General features: G+C 71.7%; 22 protein-coding genes. 17 read left to right on the top strand and 5 right to left on the bottom strand.

Annotated elements, in window-relative coordinates:
• Positions 1 to 32 precede the first annotated feature (32 nt).
• From DEF28_RS04310 to DEF28_RS04260, 11 genes are all read left to right on the top strand, one after another.
• Positions 33 to 251: an AtpZ/AtpI family protein gene (locus tag DEF28_RS04310; RefSeq protein WP_114397978.1), complete on the top strand. Its 219-nt coding sequence runs from the start codon at positions 33 to 35 to the stop codon at positions 249 to 251.
• A gap of 94 nt (positions 252 to 345) precedes the next feature.
• Entirely contained in the window at positions 346 to 1,209 is an 864-nt protein-coding gene (atpB, locus tag DEF28_RS04305) for a F0F1 ATP synthase subunit A (protein ID WP_114397979.1), read from the top strand.
• Between the two features lie 111 nt (positions 1,210 to 1,320).
• On the top strand, positions 1,321 to 1,530 hold the full coding sequence (atpE, locus tag DEF28_RS04300) for an ATP synthase F0 subunit C (RefSeq protein WP_181874303.1): 210 nt from the start codon (positions 1,321 to 1,323) through the stop codon (positions 1,528 to 1,530).
• 44 nt (positions 1,531 to 1,574) lie between these two features.
• On the top strand, positions 1,575 to 2,120 hold the full coding sequence (locus DEF28_RS04295; RefSeq protein ID WP_114397981.1) for a F0F1 ATP synthase subunit B: 546 nt from the start codon (positions 1,575 to 1,577) through the stop codon (positions 2,118 to 2,120).
• The gene (locus DEF28_RS04290) at positions 2,120 to 2,929 is read left to right on the top strand and encodes a F0F1 ATP synthase subunit delta (RefSeq protein ID WP_114397982.1); all 810 of its coding nucleotides are present in this window, start codon (positions 2,120 to 2,122) and stop codon (positions 2,927 to 2,929) included. Before DEF28_RS04295 ends, DEF28_RS04290 begins: the two co-directional genes overlap by 1 nt.
• Positions 2,930 to 3,004: 75 nt before the next feature.
• A complete protein-coding gene (gene atpA / locus DEF28_RS04285; protein ID WP_114397983.1) occupies positions 3,005 to 4,648 on the top strand; it encodes a F0F1 ATP synthase subunit alpha in 1,644 nt (547 codons plus the stop codon).
• 3 nt (positions 4,649 to 4,651) lie between these two features.
• A complete protein-coding gene (locus DEF28_RS04280) occupies positions 4,652 to 5,569 on the top strand; it encodes a F0F1 ATP synthase subunit gamma (RefSeq protein WP_114397984.1) in 918 nt (305 codons plus the stop codon).
• 4 nt (positions 5,570 to 5,573) lie between these two features.
• On the top strand, positions 5,574 to 7,016 hold the full coding sequence (gene atpD, locus DEF28_RS04275; RefSeq protein ID WP_114397985.1) for a F0F1 ATP synthase subunit beta: 1,443 nt from the start codon (positions 5,574 to 5,576) through the stop codon (positions 7,014 to 7,016).
• Between the two features lie 93 nt (positions 7,017 to 7,109).
• On the top strand, positions 7,110 to 7,523 hold the full coding sequence (locus DEF28_RS04270; protein ID WP_114397986.1) for a F0F1 ATP synthase subunit epsilon: 414 nt from the start codon (positions 7,110 to 7,112) through the stop codon (positions 7,521 to 7,523).
• 17 nt (positions 7,524 to 7,540) lie between these two features.
• On the top strand, positions 7,541 to 8,074 hold the full coding sequence (locus tag DEF28_RS04265) for a DUF2550 domain-containing protein (protein ID WP_114397987.1): 534 nt from the start codon (positions 7,541 to 7,543) through the stop codon (positions 8,072 to 8,074).
• A gap of 67 nt (positions 8,075 to 8,141) precedes the next feature.
• A complete protein-coding gene (locus DEF28_RS04260; protein WP_114397988.1) occupies positions 8,142 to 8,450 on the top strand; it encodes an MTH1187 family thiamine-binding protein in 309 nt (102 codons plus the stop codon).
• 75 nt (positions 8,451 to 8,525) lie between these two features.
• Here DEF28_RS04260 and DEF28_RS04255 read toward each other — a convergent pair whose 3' ends face one another.
• Entirely contained in the window at positions 8,526 to 9,131 is a 606-nt protein-coding gene (locus DEF28_RS04255; protein ID WP_114397989.1) for a cob(I)yrinic acid a,c-diamide adenosyltransferase, read from the bottom strand.
• 340 nt (positions 9,132 to 9,471) lie between these two features.
• Positions 9,472 to 10,173 carry a FadR/GntR family transcriptional regulator gene (locus tag DEF28_RS04250; RefSeq protein WP_114433204.1) on the bottom strand — a complete coding sequence of 234 codons (702 nt, stop codon included), beginning with the start codon at positions 10,171 to 10,173 and terminating at the stop codon, positions 9,472 to 9,474.
• Positions 10,174 to 10,326: 153 nt separating this feature from the next.
• Between DEF28_RS04250 and DEF28_RS04245 the strand changes: the two genes are divergently transcribed.
• Positions 10,327 to 11,661: an SLC13 family permease gene (locus DEF28_RS04245; RefSeq protein ID WP_114399332.1), complete on the top strand. Its 1,335-nt coding sequence runs from the start codon at positions 10,327 to 10,329 to the stop codon at positions 11,659 to 11,661.
• Positions 11,662 to 11,800: 139 nt separating this feature from the next.
• Positions 11,801 to 13,291: a carboxyl transferase domain-containing protein gene (locus tag DEF28_RS04240; protein ID WP_114399331.1), complete on the top strand. Its 1,491-nt coding sequence runs from the start codon at positions 11,801 to 11,803 to the stop codon at positions 13,289 to 13,291.
• Positions 13,292 to 13,367: 76 nt separating this feature from the next.
• Here the strand turns inward: DEF28_RS04240 and DEF28_RS04235 are convergent, their stop codons facing one another.
• Both DEF28_RS04235 and nucS read right to left on the bottom strand, forming a co-directional pair.
• Entirely contained in the window at positions 13,368 to 14,822 is a 1,455-nt protein-coding gene (locus DEF28_RS04235; RefSeq protein ID WP_233515082.1) for a M20/M25/M40 family metallo-hydrolase, read from the bottom strand.
• Between the two features lie 355 nt (positions 14,823 to 15,177).
• The gene (nucS, locus tag DEF28_RS04230; RefSeq protein WP_114399329.1) at positions 15,178 to 15,855 is read right to left on the bottom strand and encodes an endonuclease NucS; all 678 of its coding nucleotides are present in this window, start codon (positions 15,853 to 15,855) and stop codon (positions 15,178 to 15,180) included.
• 272 nt (positions 15,856 to 16,127) lie between these two features.
• Between nucS and DEF28_RS04225 the strand changes: the two genes are divergently transcribed.
• Positions 16,128 to 16,514: an SCO5389 family protein gene (locus DEF28_RS04225; protein ID WP_114399328.1), complete on the top strand. Its 387-nt coding sequence runs from the start codon at positions 16,128 to 16,130 to the stop codon at positions 16,512 to 16,514.
• Between the two features lie 58 nt (positions 16,515 to 16,572).
• On the opposite strand, the gene DEF28_RS04220 is transcribed toward DEF28_RS04225, so the two are convergent.
• Positions 16,573 to 17,586, bottom strand: a complete 1,014-nt coding sequence (locus DEF28_RS04220; protein ID WP_114399337.1) for an LLM class flavin-dependent oxidoreductase — start codon at positions 17,584 to 17,586, stop codon at positions 16,573 to 16,575.
• A gap of 167 nt (positions 17,587 to 17,753) precedes the next feature.
• Here DEF28_RS04220 and DEF28_RS04215 point away from each other — a divergent pair, with 167 nt between their 5' ends.
• The 3 genes from DEF28_RS04215 (at position 17,754) to DEF28_RS04205 (ending at position 20,191) form a co-directional block, all read left to right on the top strand.
• Entirely contained in the window at positions 17,754 to 18,950 is a 1,197-nt protein-coding gene (locus DEF28_RS04215) for a 3-hydroxyacyl-CoA dehydrogenase (protein WP_114399327.1), read from the top strand.
• A gap of 136 nt (positions 18,951 to 19,086) precedes the next feature.
• Positions 19,087 to 19,401 carry an ATP/GTP-binding protein gene (locus DEF28_RS04210; RefSeq protein WP_181874377.1) on the top strand — a complete coding sequence of 105 codons (315 nt, stop codon included), beginning with the start codon at positions 19,087 to 19,089 and terminating at the stop codon, positions 19,399 to 19,401.
• Between the two features lie 58 nt (positions 19,402 to 19,459).
• The gene (locus tag DEF28_RS04205) at positions 19,460 to 20,191 is read left to right on the top strand and encodes an alpha/beta hydrolase (RefSeq protein WP_114399326.1); all 732 of its coding nucleotides are present in this window, start codon (positions 19,460 to 19,462) and stop codon (positions 20,189 to 20,191) included.
• The last annotated feature ends 168 nt before the right edge of the window (positions 20,192 to 20,359 follow it).

The following is a 20,359-nucleotide window of genomic DNA, read 5'->3' as shown; positions in this document are numbered from 1 at the left end:
GGTGTTCACCTACTGCTATCTTCCGGAGCGAGATGAACGATCGTCCAGGCGCCGACGGGAAACCGGAGTCGCGCGCCGATGGAATGACGGTTGTCTCGTACCTGCTGGGAGGGCTGGCCGTCTGGGGCGGCGCGGGCTGGTTGGCGGACTGGGCGCTCGGGTTCGAGACGCCGGTGTTCCTGCCCATTGGTCTGATCCTGGGGCTGGTCGGCGCGATCTATCTGATCGTCACCCAGTACGTCCGGTCCTGACCGTCAACCCCGGTGCCGCGCGGCTCCCGCAAGAGCGGCGCGCCACCGCCCAAAACATCGAGGATTGAGTTGCGTCACGACGAAAGGGTTCGCCGTGAGTGCTGACGTGCGCACTGTGGTGGCCGCCGCGGCGGACGGCTGCGAGGACCCGCATATCTTCAACGACTTCGGATGCGGCTTCGAGGCCCCCACCACGAGCCTCTTCTTCCCGACGCCGTGGCTCGACTTCGGCCTTCCGGCCACCTCCGGGATCACGAAGTACACGGCGCTGCTGGTCGTGTCGGTACTCATCGTCATCGGCTTCTGGTTCTTCACCACGCGGCGGGCGAAGGTCGTCCCCGGCCGCGGGCAGAGCGTGGCCGAGATGCTGGTCGTCTTCATCCGCGACCAGATGGTCCGTCCCGGCATGGGCAAGCGGGGGGACGCCTACCTGCCGCTCATGGTCACGCTGTTCCTGTTCATCCTGACGATGAACGTCATGGGGATCATCCCCGGAGCACAGCTCCCGGTGACCAGCAACCTCGCCTTCCCGGCGGTGCTCGCGCTGAGCATCTACCTGCTGTGGAACATCATCGGCATCCGCGAGCACGGCTTCGCGGGCCACTTCAAGGGCAAGCTGGTCCCCGGCGGGGCTCCCGCCTGGATCCTGCCGGTCCTGGTGCCGATCGAGTTCATCTCCAACTTCGTCTTCCGTCCGGTGACGCACGCGGTCCGGCTCTTCGCGACGATGTTCGCCGGCCACATGCTGCTGGCCGTGTTCGCCGCCGCCGGCTTCTACCTGTTCAACCCGGACGCCGGCGGCATCCTCGGTGTGATCTCGGTGGGCTACTCCGGCATGGCGCTGGTCGGCTTCCTGGTGTTCACCGCCTTCGAGCTGTTCATCATGGGCCTGCAGGCCTATGTGTTCGTCCTACTGGCCTCCTTCTACATCGGTGAGGCCATCGAGGGTGCGCACTGACCCGTCGGTGCACGCCCCCTGTTGACCCCAGTCCGGTAATCCACGTCAGTTCGACGGCACCAATCGGCCCGTCGGCGCGTTTGATGTCAAAAAAGTAAAGGATCAATCGAAATGACCGGTACCCTCGCCACCATCGGTTACGGCCTCGCCTGCATCGGCCCCGGCATCGGCGTCGGCATCATCTTCGGTCTCGGTGTGCAGGCCATCGCCCGTCAGCCGGAGGCCCGCGGCATCCTGCAGGGTCAGATGATCCTCGGTATGGCCGTCATCGAGGCGCTCGCCATCCTCGGCTTCGTCCTGGCCTTCATCCAGGCGGGCTGATCGCACCCAGTCCGAAGTAGTACGAGCGCGAAGGGATGCCAGCCATGATCACTATGGCAGCCGAGCAGGAGAACATCCTGCGGATTCACTGGGATGAATTCACCTTCGGCCTCATCGCCTTCCTCCTCATCCTCGGTGTCGTCACCAAGATGTGGCCGCGGATGACGAAGGCGCTGGACGAGCGTGCCAACCAGATCGAGGGTGGCATCGAGCGTGCGAAGAAGGCCGAGGCGGAGGCCGAGGAGATTCGGCAGCAGTACCGCGAGAAGCTCGAGGAGGCGCACCGCGAGTACGCCCGCGAGCTGGAGAAGGCCAAGGAGCAGCGCGCCGCCATCATCGCGGAGGCGCGTGAGGAGGCCCAGACCGAGGCCCGCCGCATCCTGGACGCGGCGCATGCCCAGATCGAGGCCGACCGCCAGCAGGCTCTCGTCCAGCTGCGGGCCGAGATCGGGTCGCTGTCCACGGACCTCGCCGGCCGGATCGTCGGTGAGACGCTCAGCGACAGCGCCGCGCAGAGCCGGGTGATCGACCGGTTCCTCGCGGAGCTGGAGCAGGGCGAGAGCGCCGCGCAGCAAGCCGAGGTGCGCTGATGCGCGGTGTCAGCCGAGCTTCGCTGGACGAGGTGACGCGGCGCCTCGACGCCCTGCTGCCGTCGGCCAACGCCGCCACGCTGGGACACGAGCTCTTCGAGGTCGTGGCGCTCCTGGAGCAGGAGCACTCCCTGCGGCGGTGGCTGGCCGACCAGGCGAACGCCGCGGAGAGCAAGTCCGGGCTGATCGGCCACCTGCTGGAGTCGAAGGTGTCGCCGGCCACGGTCCTCGTGGTCAGCGACATCGTCCAGGCCAGGTGGTCGAACGCCCGCGACCTCGTCGACGCGGCCGAGCGGACGGCCGTCTACGCGACGGCCGCCGCCGCCGAGGGCGACCAGCGCCTCGGTGAGCTGGAGGACGACCTCTTCCGGTTCGGGCGGATCGTCGCCGCCGAGCCGGAGCTGCGCGCGGCGCTCACCGCCGAGGGCGTCGCCGTGGAGCACAAGCGGACCCTGGTGGAGAACCTGCTGTCCGGCAAGGTCGACGCCGCCACGTTGTGCCTCGTCACCGAGGCCGTGACCCGGCCGCGGGGACGTACCCTGGAACAGGGCCTGGACCACTTCGGTCAGCTGGTCGCCGAGCGCGCGAAGCGCTACGTGGCCGTGGTGCGCACCGCCGTGCCGCTGAGCGAGGCCCAGCAGACGCGACTGGAGGCCGTGCTGACCCGGGTGTACGGGCGGGCCATCCACCTGAACATCGAGATCGCCCCCGAGGTCGTGGGTGGGCTGTCCATCCGCGTGGGCGACGAGGTCATCGACGGCACCGTCGCCGGGCGGATCGCGGAGGTCCGGCGGCGCCTGGCCGGCTGACGCGACGAACCACGCAACCGACAGACGCACGGCGCCGGGGAACGCGGCGCCAACGAGAGCAAGGACATACGTGAGATGGCGGAGCTGACCATCCGGCCGGACGAGATCCGGGACGCGCTGCAGCGCTTCGTCCAGTCGTACGAGCCTGACGCCGCCGCACGCGAGGAGATCGGAACCGTCACCTACTCCGGTGACGGCATCGCCCGCGTCGGTGGCCTCCCCTCGGCGATGGCGAACGAGCTGCTGGAATTCGAGGACGGAACCCTGGGCCTGGCCCAGAACCTGGAGATCGGCGAGATCGGCGTCGTCGTCCTGGGTGACTTCACCAGCATCGAGGAGGGCCAGCCGGTGCGCCGCACCGGCCAGGTGCTCTCGGTGCCGGTCGGCGACGGCTTCCTGGGCCGCGTGGTCGACCCGCTGGGCCGCCCGATCGACGGCCAGGGCGAGATCGAGACCACCGAGCGCCGCGAGCTGGAGCTGCAGGCCCCCACCGTCATGCAGCGCAAGCCGGTGCACGAGCCGCTGCAGACCGGTATCAAGGCGATCGACGCGATGACCCCGATCGGCCGGGGCCAGCGTCAGCTGATCATCGGCGACCGGCAGACCGGCAAGACCGCGGTCTGCATCGACACGATCATCAACCAGAAGGCCAACTGGGACTCCGGCGACCCGGAGAAGCAGGTCCGCTGCATCTACGTCGCGGTCGGCCAGAAGGGCTCCACCATCGCCGGCGTGCGCGGTGCTCTGGAGGAGGCCGGCGCGATGGAGTACACCACCATCGTGGCCGCTCCCGCCTCCGACCCGGCCGGCTTCAAGTACATCGCCCCCTACACCGGCTCGGCCATCGGCCAGCACTGGATGTACCAGGGCAAGCACGTCCTGATCGTCTTCGACGACCTGACCAAGCAGGCCGAGGCCTACCGCGCGGTGTCGCTGCTGCTGCGCCGCCCGCCGGGCCGCGAGGCCTACCCCGGTGACGTGTTCTACCTGCACTCCCGGCTGCTGGAGCGCTGCGCCAAGCTCTCCGACGACATGGGCGCGGGCTCGATGACCGGCCTGCCGATCATCGAGACCAAGGCGGGCGACGTCTCCGCCTACATCCCGACCAACGTCATCTCCATCACCGACGGCCAGGTCTTCCTGGAGGCCGACCTGTTCAACCAGGGGCAGCGGCCGGCCATCAACGTCGGTGTGTCGGTGTCGCGTGTCGGCGGTGCCGCGCAGACCAAGGCCATGCGCAAGGTCGTGGGCTCGCTCCGCGTGGGCCTGGCCCAGTACCGCGACCTGGAGGCGTTCGCCGCCTTCGGATCCGACCTCGACGCCGCGTCCAAGGCGCAGCTGGAGCGCGGCTCCCGGCTCATGGAGCTGCTCAAGCAGGGCCAGTACAGCCCGTTCCCGGTGGAGCGCGAGGTCGTCTCGATCTGGGCCGGCACCACCGGCCAGCTCGACGAGGTCCCGGTGGAGGACGTGCGCCGCTTCGAGGAGGGGTTCCTGGACTTCCTCGGCCGCGAGCACGGCAAGATCCTCGACAACATCCGCGAGAGCGGCAAGTTCGAGGACGAGACCGCCGAGGCGCTGAAGGAGGCCATCACCGACTTCAAGCGGACCTTCCAGACCAGCTCCGGCAGCATCCTCGGCTCCGAGGAGGAGGCCGAGGCGCTGGAGGAGGAGCAGGTCGGCCAGGAGACCATCAAGGTAGCCAAGACCGGCGGGAAGTAGTCCATGGGAGCACAGCTTCGCGTCTATCGCCGGAGGATCCGCTCGACCAAGTCGATGGCGAAGATCACCCGCGCGATGGAGCTGATCGCCGCCACCCGGATCACGAAGGCGCAGCGGGCGGCCGAGGCCGCCGGGCCCTATGCCCGGGAGATCACCCGGGCGGTCTCGGCGCTCGCCAGCCGGGTCAGCGACCACCCGCTGCTGACCGAGGCCGCCAACCCCACCCGGGCCGCGATCCTCGTCGTGACCTCCGACAAGGGCCTCGCGGGCGCCTACTCGACCAACGCCATCAAGGAGGCCGAGAGCCTGACCCAGCTCCTGCGCGAGCAGGGCAAGGAGGTCCTCACCTACATGGTGGGGCGCAAGGGCGTGGCCTTCTACCGGTTCCGCGAGCGGCCTCTGGAGCTCAGCTGGGAGGGCATCACCGAGCGCCCGACCTACGCTGACGCCAAGGAGGTCGGCGCGACCCTGATGGAGAGGTTCACCCAGGACAGCGCCGAGGGCGGTGTGGACGAGATCCACATCGTCTCCACCGAGTTCGTGTCCATGCTGACCCAGCGCGCGGCCGCCCACCGGGCACTGCCGATGGAGCTGGAGGAGGTGGACGCCGCGGAGCTCGTGGACGACAAGGGCCGCGCCCTGCCGCTCTACGAGTTCGAGCCGTCCGCCGAGGAGGCGCTGGACCGGCTGCTGCCGCAGTACGTGACGAACCGGATCTACTTCGCACTCCTGGAGTCGGCGGCCTCCCAGTGGGCGTCGCGTAGGGCGGCCATGAAGGCGGCCACCGACAACGCCGAGGAACTTGTCAAGAACCTGACCCGCCAGGCCAACCAGGCCCGCCAGGCGGAGATCACCAACGAGATCAGTGAGATCGTCGGCGGGGCCGACGCCCTCGCTGCTGCCAGCGCGGGAAGTGAGTAGAGAAGTGACTGCGACTGTTGAAGGGACGGCCGCGCCTGGCACCGCCACCGGCCGTATCGCCCGGGTCACCGGCCCGGTCGTCGACGTGGAGTTCCCGGCGGACTCGCTGCCGGCGATCTACAACGCCCTCAAGACCGAGGTGACCATCGGGGGCCAGACCTCGACGGTGACCCTTGAGGTCGCCCAGCACCTCGGCGACAACCTGGTCCGCACCATCAGCCTCCAGCCGCAGGACGGCCTCGTCCGCGGCGCCGAGGTGCGCGACACCGGCGAGCCGATCAGCGTCCCGGTCGGTGACGTCGTCAAGGGGCACGTGTTCAACACGCTCGGCGAGGCGCTGGACGTGCCCACCGCGGACCTGAAGGTCACCGAGCGCTGGCCGATCCACCGCTCCGCCCCGGCCTTCGACCAGCTTGAGTCGAAGACCGAGATGATGGTGACCGGCATCAAGGTCATCGACCTGCTGACCCCCTACGTGCGCGGCGGCAAGATCGGCCTGTTCGGCGGCGCGGGTGTCGGCAAGACCGTCCTCATCCAGGAGATGATCACCCGTATCGCCCGCAACTTCGGTGGCGTGTCGGTCTTCGCGGGTGTGGGGGAGCGGACCCGTGAGGGCACCGACCTCTTCCTGGAGATGGACGAGATGGAGGTGCTCCAGGACACCGCCCTGGTGTTCGGCCAGATGGACGAGCCCCCGGGCACCCGTCTGCGGGTGGCGCTGTCCGCGCTCACCATGGCGGAGTACTTCCGCGACGTCCAGAAGCAGGACGTGCTGCTGTTCATCGACAACATCTTCCGGTTCACCCAGGCCGGTTCCGAGGTCTCCACCCTGCTGGGCCGCATGCCCTCCGCGGTGGGCTACCAGCCGAACCTGGCCGACGAGATGGGTCTGCTCCAGGAGCGGATCACCTCGACCCGGGGCCACTCGATCACCTCGATGCAGGCGATCTACGTTCCGGCGGACGACTACACCGACCCTGCGCCGGCCACCACGTTCGCCCACCTGGACGCGACGACCGAGCTCTCCCGGCCGATCTCGCAGAAGGGTATCTACCCGGCGGTGGACCCGCTGGCCTCCACCTCGCGCATCCTCGACCCGCAGTACGTGGGCCAGGAGCACTACGACGTGGCCCAGCGCGTGATCCAGATCCTGCAGCGCAACAACGACCTGCAGGATCAGATCGCGATCCTCGGTATCGACGAGCTGTCCGAAGAGGACAAGATCATCGTCCAGCGCGCCCGCCGCGTGGAGCGGTTCCTCTCGCAGAACATGTTCGTCGCCGAGAAGTTCACCGGCAACCCGGGTGTGTTCGTGCCGCTGGAGGAGACCATCGCCTCCTTCAAGGCGCTGTGCGAGGGCGAGTACGACCACCTGCCCGAGCAGGCGTTCCTCGACGTCGGCAACATCGAGATGGCCGTCGAGAAGGCCAAGACGCTGCAGGGCTAGTCAGGGCTGGGGACGGGGCCCGGGACGGCCGCCGGCGCGGCCGCCGGGTCCCGCTCTCCCGGTTCCCGCCCCCTACCAGAGGAGTTTGTGGCAGTGTCGAAGAAGCTTTTCGTCGAGCTCGTCTCGCCCGAGCGCGAGCTGTGGGCGGGCGAGGGCGACATGGTGATCGCCAAGACGGTCGACGGCGAGATCGGCATCCAGCCCGGTCACATTCCGGTGCTGGCGCTGCTGGCGCCGGGGGCGGTCGTGCGGGTGCTCGGCGGCCGGGAGAACGGTGAGGTCCGTGCCGCGGTGCACGGCGGGTTCATCTCCGTCTCCGAGCACAACCGGGTCTCGATCCTCGCCGAGATCGCCGAGCTGGCCGAGGACATCGACGTCGCCCGTGCCAAGGACGCGCTGACCCGGGTCGAGGCCGAGGGCATCAGCGCGGAGGACGTCGAGGCGCAGGAGCGCGCCGCGCGGGCGCGCAGCCGGCTCGAGGCGGCCGGGGAGGCCGCGCGGGCCTAGCCCGACCGAACGTGAGAGTGGGGGAGCCGCTGTCCAGCGCAACGTGGGTGCCGGTCGCCGAATGGCTGCTGTGCGCACTGCTCGTCCTGGTGCTGCTGGCCCTCGGCTCCGTGATCGTGCGGAGGTTCGTGCTGCAGCGCGGAGGCGGGGCCGTCGAGTGCTATCTGCGCTCCGGCGCCGCCGGGCGGCACGTCTGGCGGATCGGATGTGCGCGTTACGGCACCGAGGAGTTGCGCTGGTATCGGATCTTCTCCCTCTGGCCGCGGCCGACAGCAGAGCTGTCGCGCCGCGGTCTCGTCGTTATGGGCCGGCGCACCCCCACGGCCGAGGACCTGCGCGAGCTGACCCCCGATCTCGTCGTGATCCAGGTGGGGTGGGTGTCAGGCCGGGCGGCAGCGGAGCTGGAGCCGGCCCGGGCGGCCGGGGGGCCGGATGCGGCCCGGGCGGGTGTGGAGCGGCCGGCCTACGAGCTCGCCATGACGGAGGGGGCGCTGACCGGCTTCCTGTCCTGGCTGGAGTCCATGCCGCCGGGGACCATCTGGCAGTCCTGAGCGGCCGGCTCGCGCCGCGCCGGCCCCGCCGTGGTGCGGCCCGGGCCCGCCCCCCTAGGCTGGGCGCATGATCGTGGCATTCTCCGTGAGTCCGATGGGCGTCGGCGAGTCAGTGGCTCCGGCGGTCGCCCGCGCCGTCCGGGTGGTCCGTGAGAGCGGACTGCCGAACCGCACCGACGCCATGTTCACCACCGTCGAAGGCGAGTGGGACGAGGTCATGGACGTCGTGAAGCGCGCCGTCGCGGCCGCCGGCGAGGGTGCGGGACGGGTCAGCCTGGTGCTCAAGGCCGATATCCGCGAGGGCGTCACCGACGGCATCACCGCCAAGGTGGCGGCGGTGGAGGCCGAACTGGCCCGCGAGGACGGCTCCGGGTGAGCGCGGTGCGGCCGGAGGCGGCCGCACCGGCCGGCTCGGGCCCCGGCCGCCGGGCAACGACGGGGCCGTGCGGGGTCAGCGCTCGCCGCCCGGCTTCCAGAGCACCTCGCCGGTGCCCCGGGCCACCACCCGGCACAGGATGAAGAGCAGGTCGGACAGGCGGTTGAGGTAGCGCGCGGTCACCGGGTTGACGGTGTCGCCGTGCGCCTCGATCGCGGCCCACGTGCTGCGCTCCGCGCGGCGGGCCACCACCCGGGCCTGGTGCAGCAGTGCGGTGGTGGGGCTGCCGCCGGGCAGGACGAAGCTGCGCAGGGTGGGCAGGTCGGCGTTGTAGGTGTCGCAGGCTCCCTCCAGCCGGCGCACGTAGTCGTCGTCGATCCGCAGCGGGGGGAACTCCGGATCGGAAGCCGCGGGTGCCACCGGGCAGCACAGGTCGGCCCCGACGTCGAAGAGGTCGTTCTGGATCCGACCGAGCAGCGCGCGCACGTCGTCGGGCGGGTCGCCGAGGGCGAGCGCGGTTCCGATCGCCGCGTTGGCCTCCTCCACGTCGGCGTAGGCGGCCAGCCGGGGGTCGGTCTTGGCGGTCCGGGTGCCGTCGCCGAGTGCGGTGCTGCCGTCGTCGCCGACCCGCGTGTAGATCCGGGACAGCACGACCGGCTTGTCGGGGTCGCGGTTGCTCATGGCAGCAAGCCTAGAACGCGGGCCGTGCGGTGTCCTGCCCGGCCGCCGACCAGCTGCCGCCCGGTGCCCGGATAACCGTTGCGTATCGACGCGTGAAACAGATTCACGCCGCTGATACGGTGTGGAGTCATCGAGCTACGTTCCGTAGTGCTTCCAGGTGGAAGCGGCTGTGTCGGCGCTCCGGATGACGCGACGGGGGCCGTCCGAAGCGCACTCGACGCCGGTCGGGCACGGCCGCGGGACGCGGCTCGACGGGGGGCGATGCGGTGGGGGGCTGCGTCGCCCGCCCGGCGGAGGGGTCGCGGCGGTGCCGCCGCGACCCCTCCGGGGCGAGGCGGGTTCACGGGGTGGGCGGGCTGACCGCCGAGACCAGCAGCAGGTGGGCGCGCATGGCGTCGGCCGCGCGCTGCGGGTCGCCGGCCCGGATCGCGGCGGCGATCCGCTCATGGCCGGCCAGCGATGCGCTCGGCCGGTCGGGCTGGGACAGCGACTCCACCCGGGTCTCGGTGATCATGGGGGAGATCTCCGCCATCATGCGCCCGAGCAGCCGGGAGCGCGCCGCGTGCGTCACCGCGGCGTGGAAGCGCTCGTCACCGCTGACACCGCGGTCGCCGCCGCGGATCTCGGCGCGCATCTGCTCCAGTGCGGCGTCGATCTCGGCGAGGTCGGCCTCGGTGCGGCGCTCGGCGGCGAGCTCGGCGAGCTTGACCTCCAGCGCCTGACGGGCTTCGATGATCTCGGTCCGGCGGTTGTCGCGGTCGCGGAGCAGTGCGAGCACCTGCTCCTCGGCGACGGTGCGGCGGACGATGGCGCCGTCGCCGTGCCGCACCTCGATGACCCCCTGGACCTCCAGTGCGACGAGTGCCTGGCTCAGCGACGCCCGGCTCACGCCGAGGGTCACGGCCAGTTCCCGCTCGGGCGGCAGGCGGTCGCCGGGGGCCAAGCGGGCATCCCGGATGTACTCGCACAGCCGTTCCACCAGCCGCTCGTACAGGCGCGGGCGGGTGAGGGGGCGCGGGCGGGGCGTCGGCTTGGCGTGCATGGACGGCGTAGTCTCCTCTACCGGGGACATTCCGGGCTGAGTATTGACAAACGGGGCAACAGGCATATTGGCTAGGCCACCGAGTCACTTGATCTTGCTCACACTCAGTGGTGACTCTACTCGCCCTGCCTCTCAGTCACTGATCGGTCCGCTATGTCACCGGAAATCATCTCGATTCTCGCGCTGGTGGCCATGTTCGTGGTCGCCACGGTATTGCCCATCAACATGGGCGCGCTAGCGTTCGTCGCCGCGTTCCTGGTCGGCACGCTGGCCCTGGGAATGGACACGGACGCCATCCTCTCGGGCTTCCCCGGAGACCTGTTCCTCACCCTGGTCGGTATCACCTACCTGTTCGCGATCGCCCAGAACAACGGGACGGTGGACCTGCTGGTCCGCGGCGCCGTGCGGCTGGTCGGTGGCTACGTCGCCGCCATCCCGTGGGTCATGTTCGGCATCACCGCGGCGCTCACGGCGGTCGGTGCCCTCAGTCCGGCGGCTGTGGCGATCATCGCCCCCATCGCACTGGGGTTCGCCGCCAAGTACAAGATCAACCCCCTCCTCATGGGCATGATGGTGGTGCACGGTGCGCAGGGCGGCGGCTTCTCGCCCATCAGCATCTACGGCGCCACCGTGAACGGCATCGTCGCGGGCACCGATCTGGCGGCCTCCCCCACCACGCTGTTCTTCGCGAGCCTGCTGTTCAACCTCGGCATCTCCCTCATCCTGTTCTTCGCGCTGGGCGGGCGCCGGCTGATCGGCGTGCACGCCAGCGAGTTCGAGCAGGTGGCGGTCGGCGCGCACGAGGAGGGAGCCGAACGCGTCCCGGTGAGCGGGCACGGCTCGTCGGCCTACCAGGCCGCGGAGCCCGGGACGGAGCCGCGCCAGGGCGGCTTCCGCTTCGACCAGGCGGCGACGATCATCGGCCTGATCGTCCTGGGCGTGCTCGCGCTCGGCTTCAAGCTCGACGTCGGCTTCGTCGCGATCAGCGTCACCGTGGTGCTCGCCATCCTGTCCCCGAAGGCGCAGAAGGGCGCGGTCAACAAGGTCAGCTGGTCCACCGTGCTGCTGCTCGGCGGCGTGCTCACCTTCGTCGGCGTCATGGAGGAGGCCGGCACGATCGAGTACGTCGGCAACAGCGTGGCGGGAATCGGCGCCCCGCTCCTGGTGGCGGTGCTGCTCTGCTACATCGGCGGCGTGGTGTCGGCGTTCGCCTCCTCCACCGCGATCCTCGGCGTCACCATCCCGCTGGCGGTGCCGTTCCTGCTGGCCGGCGACATCGGCGCGATCGGCATGATCGCCGCGCTCGCGGTGTCCTCCACCATCGTCGACGTCAGCCCGTTCTCCACCAACGGTGCGCTCGTGCTGGCCAACGCCAAGAACGTCGACCCCGAGCGGTTCTACCGCCAGATGCTGGTCTACAGCGGCCTCGTGGTCGCGATCGGCCCGCTGATCGCCTGGGCGGTCATGGTGCTGCCCGGCTGGCTGTGATCCCGGGCCCGGCCGCATCCCCCCGGCCGGGCCCGTCCGCCGGGACGGCGGGGTAGCCAGAACGGTACGGATATTGACAGATCGCCCGGTGGCTTATTGGCTAGGCCAATAAGCCACCGAGTTCGAGGGGGAGACGCGGATGCCATCTCGGTACAGCGCGCGCGAGCTACTGGACCGCACCCTGGACGCCGGTTCCTTCGTCAGCTGGGACACGGCTCCGATCGACGTCGGACCCGGCGCCCAGTACGCGGCGGAGCTCGCCGCGGCACGGGAGCGCAGCGGCTGCGACGAGGCGGTGGTCACCGGCGAGGGGCGGCTGCGCGGGCGCCGGGTCGCCGTCATCGCGTGCGAGTTCTCCTTCCTCGCCGGTTCGATCGGGGTGGCGGCCGCCGAACGCCTGGTCGTCGCCATCGAGCGCGCCACCGCCGAGGGACTTCCGCTGCTCGGCGCCCCGGCGTCCGGTGGAACCCGCATGCAGGAGGGGACCGTGGCGTTCCTCGCCATGGTGAAGATCTCCGCCGCGATCGCCGCGCACAAGGCCGCCGGGCTGCCCTACCTGGTGTACCTGCGCCATCCGACCACCGGCGGCGTGCTGGCCTCCTGGGGGTCGCAGGGGCACGTCACCGTCGCCGAACCGGGCGCGCTCATCGGCTTCCTCGGACCGCGCGTGTACGAGGCGCTGTACGAGCGCCCCTTCCCCGAAGGCGTGCAGGTGGCCGAGAACCTGTACCGGTCCGGCCTCGTCGACGCGGTCCTGGAGCCCGAGGACGTGCCCGCCATCGCCGAGCGGGCCTTCAACGTGCTGCTCGCGCACGGGGAGGGGCTGCCCCCCGCGCCCGAACCCGCCGCCGCCGAGATCCCCGACGTGCCGGCCTGGGAGTCCATCACCCGGTCCCGGCGCCCCGACCGGCCGGGCGTGCGCCGGCTGCTCCGCCACGCGGCCACCGACGTCGTGCGGCTGAACGGCACCGGTGACGGTGAGACCGATCCCGGACTGCTGCTGGCACTCGCCCGGTTCGGCGGTGCCCCGTGCGTGCTGCTCGGGCAGGACCGCGCCCGCCAGACGGTGGAGCGCCCGCTCGGGCCGGCCGCGCTCCGCGAGGCGCGCCGCGGCATGCGCATGGCGCGCGAACTGCGGCTCCCGCTCGTCACCGTGATCGACACCCCGGGCGCGGCGCTGTCCAAGGACGCGGAGGAGCGCGGCATGGCCGGCCAGATCGCGCGCTGCCTCGCCGAACTCGTCACCCTGGAGGCGCCCACCGTATCCGTGCTGCTCGGCCAGGGCACCGGCGGCGGGGCGCTCGCGCTGGTACCGGCCGACCGCGTGATCTCGGCCCAGCACGGCTGGCTCTCGCCGCTGCCGCCCGAGGGGGCGAGCGCGATCGTGTACCGCACCACCAAGCGCGCCGCCGAACTGGCCGAGCGGCAGGGGGTGCGCAGCGCCGAACTGCACGCCAACGGCATCGTCGACCGGATCGTGCCGGAACTCCCGGACGCCGCCGACGAGCCGGTGGCCTTCTGCGAGCGCATGGGCGCGGCGCTGCGCTACGAGCTCACCGCGCTGCTGGCCGCCGACCCCGCCGACCGGCGGGCCGCCCGCCACGGCCGGTACCGCCGGCTCGGGCTGTGACGCGCGGCCGGCACGCGAAAGGCGCCCGCGGCGGGGGGATCCCCCGCCCCGGGCGCCCGGGTACGCGGTGGGACGGTCACCGCACCCAGAGATCGGCCCGTCGGTCGAAGGCGCTTCGCTCCTGGGTCTGCTGCGTCCGGAGCACGCCGTTCACCGGCAGCGTGCTGTCGGCGTAGGTCTCGACCGCGAACGCGATGGCGTCGCTCATCTGGTCGACGCTGGTCCAGTTGATGTTGTCCAGGTCGTCGCGCGGAGTGTGGTAGTTCGGGTCGAAGTCCTCGCCGGCGGTTCCGCCGTAGTACTCGACCTGCTGCTCGGTCTTGACGCCGTCACCGCCGCTGAAGAGGCCGCCCGACGGGATGCCCGCCTCGATGAACGGGCCGTAGTCCGACCGGCCGTTGAAGGCGGTGGGCTCGCTGACCAGGTCCCGGCCGGCGAAGTAGTCCTCGAACAGCTTCTGGATCGCCGCGGACCCGGACGGCGGGGTCGCGGAGTCGGGCAGCTGGCCGCGGCCGTCGTAGACGAAGCGCCCGAAGTTCGGCGAGCCGATCATGTCGAAGTTGAGGTAGAGCGCGATGCGGTCCCGCTCGCGCTGGCTGAGACCGGTGACGTACTCGGTCGAGCCGACGAGGCCCTCCTCCTCCGTGCCCCAGAACGCGAAGCGCACCCGGTTCTCGACGCCGTCCAGCTTGGGCAGCTGGCGGGCGACCTCCAGAACGGCCGCGGTGCCGCTGCCGTTGTCGTTGATGCCGGGCCCCTCCGGGACGCCGTCGAGGTGGGCGCCCACGACGACGACGTTGTCGCGGTTGCCGCCCTTCGTCTCGGCGATGATGTTGTAGGAGGTCTCGGTGCGGACCTCGGCGTCGACCGCCAGCGACAGCTCCAGCCCCTCGCCGGCCTCGACCAGCGCCGCGCCGACCTCCGGCGTGGTGCCGACCACCGGGATGCTGGAGAGGGTGTTCAGCGTGCCGTTGATGGGGCCGGTGTCGGCGGGGTCGCTCGTCGCGCCGTGGTTGAAGACCACGAGGGCGCTGGCGCCCGCCTCGGTGGCGTTGTCCGCCTTCTGCTCGAACGTGCAGGTGCCGCGCCGGACGATGGCGACCGCGCCCTCGGGGAAGTCGGCGAAGTCGCCGGCCTCGCAGCCGCTGGCCGCGCTCGCCGGGTTCACCGGCACGCCGGCGCCGGTCACCTCGCCGGCTCCGGAGTAGCTCATCGTGCGGAAGTCGGTGTCGTGCGCGAACTCGCGCGCCTCGGGCGCGGTTTGCGCCAGCACGGGGGTCGCGTTCTCGACCCAGCGGTCGAACTCGTACTCGTCCTTGCGCGGCTGGTAGCCGGCCCTCCGCAGCTGGTCGATGACGTAGCGCGCGGCGACGTCGTACCCCGCGGTGCCGTGTGCGCGGTTGCCGCCGTTGTACTCGGCGATGGTCTGGAGGTTCTCCAGGTGGGAGCGCACGTTGCCGACCGTCACGAGCGCGGGCAGCACGGCCTCGTCGGCCTGGGCGGCGGGCGCGGCGCCCAGACTGAGCGCCATGAGCACCGCGGCGCCGGCGGCCGCTGCTCTCCGGCGGTTTCGGGAGGGGGGAATCGGGGATCGTCGGGGTCTGCTGCGCACGGTCGTCCTCTCAACCGGAGCGTCCGATACCTGGGGTAACGGCATGGACGCGAGCTGTGCGAAGTTCAGAGCAGCTTGTCACCCGGTGATGCCCCGGAGCAAGGTGCGACGCGGCACCTTGCCACAATCAGCCAACCGGCTACCAGCGTGGTGCGGTGCCGTGATCTGATGGAAGATTCCAGGACATTTCGGATGCTGCCCGTGCGGCCGCGCAACAGAAGGACCGCCCGGCGGCCCCGGGCGCGGGTGCCGCCGGACGGTCCGGGCGTCGGGTTCAGAACAGGCGGGGGATGTCCGGTTCGATGCCGCGGAGGGCGTCGTAGTCCAGCGTGACGCAGGAGATGCCCCGGTCGGTCGCGAGGACCCGCGCCTGCGGCTTGATCTCCTGGGCGGCGAACACGCCCCGCACCGGCTTGAGCGCGGGGTCGCGGTTGAGGAGTTCGAGGTAGCGGGTCAGCTGCTCGACACCGTCGATCTCGCCGCGCCGCTTGATCTCCACGGCGACCGCGCCGCCGTCGGCGTCCCGGCACAGGATGTCCACCGGGCCGATCGCGGTGGGGTACTCGCGGCGGACCAGGGTGTAGCCGTCCCCGAGAGTGGTGATGTGCTCGGCCAGCAGCTCCTGCAGGTGCGCCTCGACGCCGTCCTTGCGCAGCCCCGGGTCGACGCCGAGCTCGTGCGAACTGTCGTGCGCGATCTCCTCGATCGTCAGCACCAGCTTCTCCCCGGACTTGCCGTGGGTGACCGTCCAGACGGCGCCGCCGTCGTCGGTGGCCGTCTCCCGGACGGTGCACGGCGGATTCATCCAGTTCAGCGGCTTGAACGCGCGGTCGTCGGCGTGGATGGACACCGAGCCGTCGGCCTTCATGAGGATCAGCCGCGGGGCCATGGGCAGATGGGCGGTCAGTCGGCCGACGTAGTCGACGCTGCAGCGGGCAATGACGAGACGCACGGAGGCCAGCCTACGGGTCCCCGGGGAGTCCGGCCGCCGATCCGGGGCGGGCACCGCCCGGTACCGCCGGCGGCGGGGGCGGGGACGCGGCGGCCGCAATGGCAATGAAACCCATTGTTCCCTTACGTGAGCGACAGGGATCTCTGTCCCCGCCGTGCCGTGACGGCACCGGAAACCGGATCTAACGTCACAACAGGTTCGTAAGTTCGCACCAGACAACGGTGGTACCGCCTCGGGCCGCCCGGTGGCCCGGCACCATGGGAAGGACCTTCATGTCGCTCACGGTTTCCCCCGAACTCCTCGACAAGGCCCAGCGCGGTCCGGTCACCGACGACGACTTCGTCGCCTGCATCCGGGAGTCGCTGCCCTACGCGTGGAGCGTGGTCAGCGGCCTGGCCGAGCGCACCCGGACCAGCGGCGCCGACTTCGAGGCCAACGAGGTGCCGCCGCCGGGCGAGGCCGAGCGCGGCCAGCTGCTGCGGCTGCTCGCGAGCGACGCCATGCGGGGGGCCGTGGAGCGGCACTTCGGCCTGCGGCTGGCCTTCCAGAACTGCCACCGGGTCGCGCTCTTCCGGCCGGAGGCCGACACCGCCTACCAGGAGTTCGTCACCCCGCGCGCCCAGCTGCTCAACCAGTCGCCGGAACTCGTCGACTGCTAGCCGGTGCGGCGGTGGCGGGGTGCGGCCGCCCCGCCACCGCATGGTGCCGGAGCGCCGCTCAGGCCAGTGCGGCGCGCACCCCGGGCAGCACCTCGGCACCGAGCCGGGCGATGTTGTCCAGGGTGGCGGTGTGCTCGCCGGCCGCCTCGACCATGAGGATGAGCTCCGCGGCGCCCGAGGTCCGAGCCTGCTCCACCAGCCGCTCGACGCACCCCTCGGGGGTGTCCACCGCGTGGGTGTCGCACAGGAACCGGGCGTACTCGCGCGGGTCCTTCGGCACGCGGGGCCGGCCGTCCACCGGGACGTACCCGGCCAGTCCCGGGCCGAGCCAGCGCGGCAGCGCCTCCAGCACCGCCTCGCGCGCCCGCCCGCGGGAGTCCGCGACGTGCGCCAGCGCGGCCACCACGTGCCCGGCCGGGCCGTTGCCCGCGGCCGCGGCGGCGCGGTCGTAGGCCGCGATCCGGGCGGCGTGCTCCGCGGGAACGCGGTCCATCCCGAGCAGCATCGGCAGGCCGAGCCGCGCCGCCAGCTCCAGGGTGGGCTCCGACGTCGCCGCCACCACCACGGGCAGGTGCGGCCGGGTGCGCGGCCCCGGCACGATCTCGACCTCGCGGAAGCCGAAGGTCGCGCCGTCGGCGCGCATCCGGCCGCCGCGCAGCGCCGCCAGCAGCACCTCCATCGATTCCGGGAAACCGCGCTCGTAGCGCTCCAGCCCGGTGCCGAACACCTCCAGGTCCACCCACGGACCGCCCCGGCCGACTCCCAGCCGGAACCGGCCGCCGGACAGCTGGTCGAGCAGGTTGGCCTGCTCCGCCAGTGCCACCGGGTGCTGGGTGCTCAGCACGCTGGTGGCCGTGCCGACCCCGATCCGCCGCGTCCGGCCGAGGACGAACCCGGCCATCGTCACGGCGGACGGGCACACGCCGTAGGACATGAAGTGGTGCTCGGCGAGCCAGACGTCGTCGAACCCGGCCGTCTCGGCCGCGACGGCGGCGGCCAGCGCCGACTCCAGGACTGACGTGTGATCCCGCCCTGGGAACTGGGCGGCCAGCAGGAAGGCACCGATGCGCATCCCCATATTGTGGTCATCCCGGCGGCCCGGTGGGTGGAAACGACCGGATCGGCGGGCGGCGGCGCGCATCCGCGCGGTCCGCGCCCGTGCCGGCCGACGGATCGGGACACGCGCCGCACTTACCCGGCAGTAGGCGAGCGCGGCCGCGGGGTCTAGGCTGGGGAGCCATGGTGCAGGAATTCCAGACGGTCGGCGTGGTCGGACTCGGGACGATGGGCGCCGGTATCGCCGAGGTGTTCGCCGGGGCCGGCTTCACGGTCGTCGGCGTCGAGATCGACGGGGCGGCGCTCGACCGCGGCCGCGCCCACCTGGAGTCGTCGCTGGACCGCTCGGTCGGCAAGGGGCGGCTCACCGAGCAGGAGCGCCGCGACATCCTGGCGCGCATCTCCTTCAGCACCGCGCGCGACGACCTGCGCGACGCCGACTTCGTGGTCGAGGCCGTGCCGGAGCGCATCGACCTCAAACGCGACGTCTTCACCGACCTCGACCGGGTGTGCCCGCCCGGGACCATCCTCGCGACGAACACCTCCTCCCTGTCGGTGACCGAGATCGCGGCGCTGACCCGGCGGCCCGGCAAGGTCGTGGGCCTGCACTTCTTCAACCCCGCGCCGGCGATGAAGCTGGTCGAGGTGGTGCGCACCGTGCTCACCGAGCCGGGCGCCGCCGAGATCGCCACCGAGGTCGCCAAGCGGCTGGGCAAGACCCCGATCGGCGTCACGGACCGCGCCGGGTTCGTCGCCAACGCGCTGCTGGTGCCCTACCTCAATGACGCCGTGCGCGTCTACGAGCGGCGGATCGCCTCCCGGGAGGAGATCGACGCCGCCGTCACCGCCGCCGCCGGGCTGCCCATGGGGCCGCTCACCCTCCTCGACCTCGTCGGGCTGGACGTCTCCCTCGCCGTCATGGACGTGCTGTGGGAGGAGTTCCGCCAGCCCCGCTACGCCGCCGCCCCGCTGCTGCGCCGCATGGTCGCCGCGGGCCTGCTCGGCCGCAAGAGCGGCCGCGGCTTCTACGACCACTCCGGAGCCGGCGATCCGGCCGAGGCGCTGCCCACCGGCCCCGTCGCCGAGGTCGTGCGCGACCAGGTGCACCGCTTCGACCTCGCCGACCTGCTGCTCGTCCCGCACATCGACGACGCGCTGCGGATGGTCGGCGACGGCTACGCCACCGCCGACGACGTCGACACCGCGATGCGGCTCGGCTGCGGATACCCCAAGGGCCCCTTCGAGATGCTGGCCGAACGCGGCGCCGACGCGGTCGCCAACGTGCTGGGCGGCATGGCCGACGCGGGGCTGACACCCGGGTACGCGCCGCCGCCGCTGCTCGCCGCCGATCTCGTCGCGGGCGGCCGGATCCTCCGATAGCGCCGTGCCCGGCGGTCCCGGCGGTCCCGGTGCAAGGCCGGCGCCGGCGCCGCGCGCCCGAGCACGCCGTGCGGCCGGCCGCCGCCGGGACCGCCCCGCGGCCGCGGCACAGCCGCCGCCCTCCTACCCTGGATGCGTGAGTCCGCGCCGTAACGTCCCGCGCCGCAAGGCGGCCCAGCGCCCGGAGAGCGCCGAGGAGTCGCTGATCCTGCGTGTCACCGGTGCCGAGCACCGCGAGACCGGACCCGACGGCGAGTGGGTGCTGCGCCGGATCACCGGAGCCGCCGCTGCCAAGGTCTACCGCTGCCCGGGCTGCCAGCAGGACATCCCGCCCGGTATGGCGCACGTCGTCGCCTGGCGCCCCTACGGCGACGGCGAGGACCGCCGGCACTGGCACTCCTCCTGCTGGCAGCGGCGTACGCACCGCTCCGCGCGCCCGCCGCGCCGCTGAGGCGCGCCCGCCGCGTCCCCGTCCCGCGCCGGCCCGACCCCGTCACCCCAGAGGAGCCATGGACATCCGCGCCAGTACGGTGCTCCCGGCCGAGCGCCGGCCCGTCACCCTGCACACCGCCGACGGACTCCGGCTCGTCGGTGAACTCGCCCTGCCGCCGGGAACCGAGCCCGTGGCGACCCTGGTCTGCCTGCACCCGCTGCCCACCGCCGAGGGCATGATGGACAGCCACGTGCTCCGCAAGGCCTCGTTCCGGCTGCCCGCGCTCGCCGGCGTGGCGGTGCTGCGGTTCAACACCCGCGGTACCACCTCGCGGCACGGGACGAGCGAGGGGGCGTTCGGGGAGGGCGAGTCCGAGCGGCACGATGTGGCCGCCGCCATCGAGTTCGCCGAGTTCGAGGGGCTGCCCCGCCCCTGGCTGCTGGGATGGTCCTTCGGCACCGAACTGGCCCTGAAATGGGGCTGCGATCCCGAGGTGGAGGGCGCGATCCTGCTGTCGCCGCCGCTGCACCGCGCCACCGACGCCGACCTCGACGTGTGGGCGGGCTCGGGCAAGCCCCTCGTCGCGCTGGTGCCGGAGTTCGACGACTACCTGCGCCCCGCCGAGGCCCGTGAGCGGTTCGCCCGGGTGCCGCAGGCGGAGGTGATCGGGGTCGACGGTGCCAAGCACCTGTGGGTGGGCGAGCCCTACGTCCGCGTCGTGCTGGACGAGGTGGCCCGGCGGGTGGCGCCGGACGCCCACCCGCTGCCGACCGAGTGGGACGGCCCCTACGAGAAGGACGTGCTGTGAGGGCGGTCCAGCGGGCCTGGCGGCCGCCCGGCCCCGCCGCGCGTTCCGGCCGCCACTCGCGCGTTTCCCGCTGCCCCCGTTGGGGGCGCCGCGGACGCGACCTTGGTCGATAAAGTTCACATAAAGGTAGAAACTACGCAGAGATAGTGTCGCAGCGCCATGAGTGAC

The organism is Marinitenerispora sediminis (genome assembly GCF_003336425.1).
GTDB classification, from domain to species: Bacteria; Actinomycetota; Actinomycetes; order Streptosporangiales; family Streptosporangiaceae; genus Marinitenerispora; species Marinitenerispora sediminis.
The sequence above is the reverse complement of the archived record's forward strand: the minus strand, read 5'-3'. Positions and strand labels throughout refer to the sequence as shown.

Coding starts and splice junctions, on each gene's coding strand:
- DEF28_RS04310 (WP_114397978.1), top strand. CDS start 33: ATGAACGATCGTCCAGGCGCCGACGGGAAACCGGAGTCGCGCGCCGAT.
- atpE (WP_181874303.1), top strand. CDS start 1,321: ATGACCGGTACCCTCGCCACCATCGGTTACGGCCTCGCCTGCATCGGC.
- DEF28_RS04295 (WP_114397981.1), top strand. CDS start 1,575: ATGATCACTATGGCAGCCGAGCAGGAGAACATCCTGCGGATTCACTGG.
- DEF28_RS04290 (WP_114397982.1), top strand. CDS start 2,120: ATGCGCGGTGTCAGCCGAGCTTCGCTGGACGAGGTGACGCGGCGCCTC.
- atpA (WP_114397983.1), top strand. CDS start 3,005: ATGGCGGAGCTGACCATCCGGCCGGACGAGATCCGGGACGCGCTGCAG.
- DEF28_RS04280 (WP_114397984.1), top strand. CDS start 4,652: ATGGGAGCACAGCTTCGCGTCTATCGCCGGAGGATCCGCTCGACCAAG.
- DEF28_RS04260 (WP_114397988.1), top strand. CDS start 8,142: ATGATCGTGGCATTCTCCGTGAGTCCGATGGGCGTCGGCGAGTCAGTG.
- DEF28_RS04255 (WP_114397989.1), bottom strand. CDS start 9,131: ATGAGCAACCGCGACCCCGACAAGCCGGTCGTGCTGTCCCGGATCTAC.
- DEF28_RS04250 (WP_114433204.1), bottom strand. CDS start 10,173: ATGCACGCCAAGCCGACGCCCCGCCCGCGCCCCCTCACCCGCCCGCGC.
- DEF28_RS04245 (WP_114399332.1), top strand. CDS start 10,327: ATGTCACCGGAAATCATCTCGATTCTCGCGCTGGTGGCCATGTTCGTG.
- DEF28_RS04240 (WP_114399331.1), top strand. CDS start 11,801: ATGCCATCTCGGTACAGCGCGCGCGAGCTACTGGACCGCACCCTGGAC.
- DEF28_RS04235 (WP_233515082.1), bottom strand. CDS start 14,822: ATGGCGCTCAGTCTGGGCGCCGCGCCCGCCGCCCAGGCCGACGAGGCC.
- DEF28_RS04225 (WP_114399328.1), top strand. CDS start 16,128: ATGTCGCTCACGGTTTCCCCCGAACTCCTCGACAAGGCCCAGCGCGGT.
- DEF28_RS04220 (WP_114399337.1), bottom strand. CDS start 17,586: ATGCGCATCGGTGCCTTCCTGCTGGCCGCCCAGTTCCCAGGGCGGGAT.
- DEF28_RS04215 (WP_114399327.1), top strand. CDS start 17,754: ATGGTGCAGGAATTCCAGACGGTCGGCGTGGTCGGACTCGGGACGATG.
- DEF28_RS04205 (WP_114399326.1), top strand. CDS start 19,460: ATGGACATCCGCGCCAGTACGGTGCTCCCGGCCGAGCGCCGGCCCGTC.